Here is a 6,603-nt window from a genome sequence, read left to right on the forward strand (position 1 = left end):
TCTCTGGTACCCACCTGGCGGGAAGATGACAATTTTGTAAGGCTTTACGATCCATCAGTAGGTAAAGGAAAAGAACTCTTTGAGTACTTAAAAAGTGTCAACCAAGGTGGTGCAGATCTGAAAATTCAAAATAAAGAAATAGTAATCAATGATTAGGACAAGAATTCGATGATTTTTTCCTGTATTCGGTAATATTGGATTCAATGTCAATATGTTGCTCAAATTGCCGAAATCATAATTTTTTAAAAAAGTCGTTTTTTTTTGGGGTTGTTTTAAGATTTTTCCCCTTTTATATATATACCCATAAGACCAAAATGAAACATTTTTCCTTATTATTATTAATATTTATTCTATCATGGCGTGTGCATGCACAATCACCGGCGCAAGGGTGGTCAGTGATGTTTCCCGAAGATCCATTTACAGATGACGCCCTGCTCGATCTTCGGTTTCTTAACGAAATTGAAGCGGGATCAACCGGATTTATAGGTTTGTCAGATGATGGTGAGAGCTTTGTTGATGGCACCGGACAGGAAATACGTATCTGGGCCATTGGAGGTGGCGACGACACCCGGAACTACAGCAGTGAGCAGCTTGCTTCATTCGCTAAATTTCTGGCAAAACGTGGCGTCAACATGATTCGGACACATGCACGCATCCACTCCACAACCAATGACATCAATGCAGTAAATACCGATGAAGTAAATGCCATTTGGCGGCTGGTGGCTGCCATGAAGGCCGAAGGGATTTACACAACCATAAGCCCATTTTGGGTCGGGCATATGGGTATTTTGCCATCTGCATGGGAACTGGGTGATTATGTAGGAGACGTAAAGCCTTGGGCTTTAATGTACTTCAATGATAAATTTAAAAATGCTTATAAAAACTGGGTAGAATACCTGTTCACAGAGGTTAATCCACATACCGGGCTGGCATTAAAAGACGACCCTGCAGTAGGATTAATCCAAATGAAAAATGAAGATGGGATTTTCTTCTGGACCATCCAGGGTGTGCAGCCCTCATTGATGAGCGAAATGCAATCGCAGTATCACGAATGGCTGTTGGCTAAATATGGAAGTATAGGTCAAGCTTATGCGGCTTGGCAAAACCTGGCACCCATTGATGGTGATAACCCTGCCAATGGCAAAATGGGTTTGTACATCATTTGGGAAGCTACCCAAACGCAAACCGGAGGAAAGGATAAACGCATCACTGATCAAATCCACTTTTATTCTGATGTGCAGCGCGGTTTTTATCAAGAGGTTTATGACCATTTGCGTACGATGGGTTGTCAGCAGCTTATAAATACCAATAACTGGAAGACAGCCGATCCTTTAAGGCTCTTCGATGCAGAGCGATATACAAATGATGTGGCCGATGTTATCGCTGTGAACCGGTATTACAGTCCGCAGCATGTAGGTGCCAATAGTGGCTGGCGCATCGATCCGGGCCATCATTATGTAGGCGCTTCGGTGTTGCATTTACCGCATAGGTTGCCCATCAATGTAAAGCATGTTAAAGGCAAACCCTTTATAATTTCAGAAAGTGCCTGGAACCTACCGCATAAGTATCAGGCAGAAGGACCCTTTCTTATAGCATCCTATTCTGCCCTTAATGGTTTCGATGCTTATTATTGGTTTACGCCCCGTAGCCCCGGCTTCGATGCAGAACCGTATTTTACCTGGACCAACTTAGATGGAGGACAACATCCCCTGAGTCGATGGAATGTTTCTACACCCGGGCAAGTGGGTATGTTTCCCGCCAATGCCCTTATGTACCGGATGGGTTACATACAGCAAGCACCTGTATTGGTGCATGAAGGCCGCACATTGCAGTCTATCTATGAGCGGAAAATACCAATAATTGCCGAGGAAAACAGTTTTGATCCCAATAGAGATAGTTATGATAATATTGGTGGTGGAGATGCCACCACAAAGGTAGCACCCATTGCCTACCTGGCCGGGCGGGTCAGTGTAGAATATGATACAGGAAGCGATACCGAAAGGATTTCATCGCAGCTCGATGAGTTGCTTGATTTCCAAAACAGAAAAATCACCAGTGCTACCGGACAGCTCACATGGGACTATGAACAAGGCATGTGCCTGCTCGATGCACCTTCAGCTCAGGGTATTTGTGGCTTTCCCGGAGAGAAACATAGCTATGAATTATCGAGTGTCAAAATAGAAACTACCAACGATTATGTCGTAGTGAATGTAGTGGCTATGGATAACAAAACCTTGAGCAGCTCGGAGCATGTACTGATACAAATTGGTACCAAGTATCAACCTACAGGCTGGCAGGAAAGAGCCACTACTTTTAACCTTAATGCCAATACAGTAGTAGAGGGTTTTGAAATTCAAAACACAGGAACCATGCCCTGGAAGGCATCCAATTCATTGGTCAATATAACACTCAACAACCCAAATATTAAGTCGGCCAGATTGCTGGATATAAATGGCTATGAAGTAAGGGAGATAAGAGTGGAAAATCTTGAAGATGGACAAAAGGTAAAATTCATACTCCCTCAGGAAGCTATGTATATTGTGGCAGATACAAGGGAGGCAGATGTGATAACCTCGTTACCTGAGATCCCTGAGAGGGCTTTTAATATTTATCCCAACCCTACAGACGGAAGTTTCAACATTCAGTATGAAGCTGATCATGCACAGTACAGCAGTATTGAGATCAGAGAATTGTCGGGTAAATTGGTAAAACAGTTCAATCAAATAAAAGACTCCTATAGTGCTAACCTTTCGCCTGGGGTGTATATGCTCATTATAATAGACAATCGTGGTGCATACATCAATAGAAAGCTGTTAATAAAATAAGGCGGCCAAATCTTTAAATTCAAGAAAGGGAAAAGATTTGGAACGAAGCTTTTGCTATCATTAAGTTTGAAGATTTGTTGGAAAAATTTAAAAACAACGGGAGGAGTAATTATGTCCAAACTTTATAAGCACCCAAATATGAATTATTCATTTATAAACCGCTTTGCAGGCAAACTGATTTTTTTTGGTGTCATGCTATTTTTAATTGGGGCATGCAATCCAGATGATGCTTCCAATAATCAAAAAACGCCATATTTTAAAAATGTCGTCTTTATAGTAAGTGATGACCACCATCCTGATGTGGTGGGTGCTTACGGTAATAATATTATAAGGACCCCAAATCTTGACAAGCTTGCTTCTGAAGGAACAATATTTACCAACGCCTACGCCAATTCGCCTATATGCAGCGCATCCAGGCAATCCATGATGACAGGTAAATATCCCCATGCAACAGGAGTCAACCTGCTTTTCACTCCTTTTCCCGATGATGGAAATGTGACCATTGCCGAATATTTAAGGGAAAAAGGGTATAAGACAGCCCTTGTAGGGAAAACCCATTTCAACAGTTTTGTTTTCAATGAACTATATCATGATGGTGAATTGCCCGATCATGGCTGGGAATATCTTATTGATACCAGGGAATATCAGGATCATCTCAAGAAAAACCCACCCCGGGAAATCCCTTCAGAAATTCCTACCCGCAATAGTGTAAAAGCTTATGACGGTGCTGCTTGGACAAAAAATGCAGATATGCTACCAGTTCCGTACTATGACCAAGACAGCAAAGGCACTTTTCTGGCAAAATGGGCGGCTGATTTTATAAAAAACAACAAAGACAATCCATTCTGCCTGTGGGTGGCTTTCAATGAACCGCACGCTCCATTTAATTTCCCGATAGAATACGCCGGAAAATATCAAGCTGAAGATATGCCTTTACCCACCGGGTCTCCCGAAGACGATCGTTGGGTACCCATGCAGTTCAAAGGTCTTACCGAAAAAGAAAGACGTGGTATAATTGCCTCTTACTACACTTCTGTAGAATACTTGGATAAAAACGTGGGTATCGTGCTTGATGCTCTACTTGAAAATGGTTTGGAAGAAAATACGTTGGTGATTTTCAATGGCGACCAAGGATACCTGTTGAATGAACATAAAAGATTTGAAAAGCATACTTTTTGGAGGGAGTCCATTACAGCACCTCTTATCATCAAGGGTAAATCAAATTTTAAATCAGGCGCAACAACAGATGCTCTGGTGGAATTTATTGACTTGGTCCCAACAGTGGCCGAAGCCTTAGGTTTTGAACAGCATCCGGATTTTCAAGGTATATCGCTGGTGCCCCTTTTGAAAGGGGAGAAGAATCACCATCGTGATCATGTATTTGCACAGTACCTTCAGGACGATATGGCCATGGTGGCAGATAAAGAATGGAAATATGTTTTTGAAACCGGTAAGTACGATCTTGATATTGGATATGAAACCGGTCACGGACCTTCCGGTATTCACCATAGATTGTACAACCTGAAAAATGATTACCAGGAAACGACCAACCTGGCTTACGATCCGAACTATTCCCAAAAAATAAATGAATTGCAGGAACAAATGCTGAAGATGTTTCATGAAACCCATCCTGATGCTTCAAGGCTTCCATCAGAACTGAACAGGACAGGACAATTGGTTTGGTTTTGCCAACCAAGGGATGTGGGCGCTCACTATAACGAAATACCGATGAGGTATTTCTTTCACGAAGGCAAAGGCTTGCCGGAAAAGACTGACATTCAATAAAACGGTTTGCTATAAGATTTCAAATTCTAATTTTACCCGATACGATATGATGGAAAAACGCAGAGAATTTTTCAAAAAAACACTGACAGGGGTGTTTGGATTGGGTTTTTCGAACACACTGTATTCAATGGCCGCAGATAAGAATACAGACAATATTGGCATTATTACCAATACTGTAGGAAACGAAATGAAGGCCGATTATAAATCGACATTGCGGGAGTTGGCACAAATAGGTTATAAATGTATTGAGGGAGGTGTGCCCGAGGGTATTGCCCCAAATGAGTATAATAACCTTCTGAAAGGGTTGGGCCTCCGTGCGGTGGCGACAGGTAGCAGCATGGGAAACCTTAAGAAAGAGCTGGATAATTACCTCAAGATCGCTGAAGCGCTTGGAGCAGAATATTTGGTTTGCTATTACCCATGGCTCTCATCGGCTACTGACTTACAACTGCCTGAGATTATGGATACTGTAGAAAATATTAATGAAATGGGTAAAAAGGTGAAAGATGCGGGATTTCGTTTTGCATGGCACAATCATGACAAGGAATTTGTGGAAGTAGATGGCAAATTGGTTTTTGATACTCTGATGGAGCATACAGACCCGGAATATACTACGGTGGAACTGGATTGGTATTGGGTAGTAAAAGGGGGTTATAATCCGGAAGATTTATTTAAAAAATATCCGTCAAGGTTTGAAATAGGTCATGTCAAAGACATGAACAACAACCGGGATGGGGGTATCTGTTGTGTTGGACAAGGCATTATCGACTTTAAACCAATATTCGAAGCGGCAAAAATTGGCGGAGTAAAATATTATATTGTAGAAAATGAACGTGCAGTCAAAGGCATTGATTGCGCTCGGGTAAGTTATAAGACCATTAGGAGGCATTTAGATAAATAAAAGCCATATTAGTGGATGATAGCCGGCATTTAGCCTTGTATCTTTCCAATGGTGACATGTTTTTTGCGACCCTGAAAGCCATTTGATCCGACAGGTAAAGAAGAAAGAATTACAGCGTTGAAAAAAAAGCAATTTAAAAAACTACTCAAATGAATAAGATTTTCTCAGTCAGTGCGCTGATATTGGTTATAAGCATGGCTTACTGTCTGCGATCAGACATGAGAGATCATCTTACTAAAAGTTCACATAACCTTTCATTAATTTCTTCTTATATAAAAGAATTTACAGTCAATAGGGGAGAAGATTTACCGCAATCAAGTTTACATTTGCTTGAAAAGGATGTGCAGCTTCCTGAAATAAAAACGCTAAGGGCTACCATTGAAGGTCCTTCCAAAGTAATGCTTGAAGGGAGGATAGAGAAATTCGAATATAAGGCAGGGCCAAAACCTTTAAGAACCGGTGATAAGGAGTTTCGGGGTGGTGTGTTGGTTAAAAATGGAAGAATTGTTTTAGTACCTCGTACTGGTAAATTTATTTGTGAGTATGATCCGGAAACCAATACTATAATTCAAACTGCTGAGCATGGACAAGAAGGTGGGTTCGGCATGGGGGTTGTTCTTGATGACGGCTACACAGTAATTCTTACACCCCGTGGAAGTAGAAATGTTGGAATATATGATGCCAAAACGAAAACGTACCGAAATGGAGCTGCACATGGAATTCCTTCAGATAATGCTTTTCTTGGATGCGTAAAAATATCACCTGACTTGATTGTGTTTGGCCCACTGCATGCAAAAGTAGTTGGACTATACAATCCTACAACAGATACATATAAGGATGGTCCTGCACATAATGAAGCAGATACCTATAATTTCTCGGTAATTACCCGGAGTAGCCTTACCGGCAACGTGATATTTACTCCTTTTAACAGTAGACACGTCGGAATTTACGACCCTGTTAATAATGCATATTCAAGTGGAGCAGCCCATAACGCCAATGTTACTTCTGCTTTTTCAGGTTCTGTAGAGCTGGAAAATGGCCATATAATCATGCCTCCCAGAGATGCTTCTTTTATAGGTATCTATGATCCTG

4 protein-coding genes are annotated in these 6,603 nt (G+C 41.4%); all 4 read left to right on the forward strand.

The genetic code is table 11. The annotated features are described in order from the left end of the window. Positions 1-314: 314 nt before the first annotated feature. On the forward strand, positions 315-2,825 hold the full coding sequence (locus ACEW8O_RS18245) for a T9SS type A sorting domain-containing protein (RefSeq protein WP_373496063.1): 2,511 nt from the start codon (positions 315-317) through the stop codon (positions 2,823-2,825). 138 nt (positions 2,826-2,963) lie between these two features. Further along, positions 2,964-4,610, forward strand: coding sequence for a sulfatase (locus ACEW8O_RS18250; RefSeq protein ID WP_373496064.1), 1,647 nt, complete (start codon positions 2,964-2,966; stop codon positions 4,608-4,610). A 46-nt stretch (positions 4,611-4,656) separates the two neighbouring features. Then, entirely contained in the window at positions 4,657-5,511 is an 855-nt protein-coding gene (locus ACEW8O_RS18255) for a sugar phosphate isomerase/epimerase family protein (protein WP_373496065.1), read from the forward strand. 149 nt (positions 5,512-5,660) lie between these two features. Further along, on the forward strand, positions 5,661-6,603 hold a 943-nt coding region (locus ACEW8O_RS18260; RefSeq protein ID WP_373496066.1), incomplete at its 3' end, for a hypothetical protein.

It is taken from the genome of Aquiflexum sp. (assembly GCF_041749095.1).
GTDB lineage: Bacteria > Bacteroidota > Bacteroidia > Cytophagales > Cyclobacteriaceae > Aquiflexum.

What these genes read in the sequence shown, in the direction of transcription:
- ACEW8O_RS18245 (WP_373496063.1), top strand. Translation starts at nt 315, where the DNA reads ATGAAACATTTTTCCTTATTATTATTAATATTTATTCTATCATGGCGT.
- ACEW8O_RS18250 (WP_373496064.1), top strand. Translation starts at nt 2,964, where the DNA reads ATGAATTATTCATTTATAAACCGCTTTGCAGGCAAACTGATTTTTTTT.
- ACEW8O_RS18255 (WP_373496065.1), top strand. Translation starts at nt 4,657, where the DNA reads ATGATGGAAAAACGCAGAGAATTTTTCAAAAAAACACTGACAGGGGTG.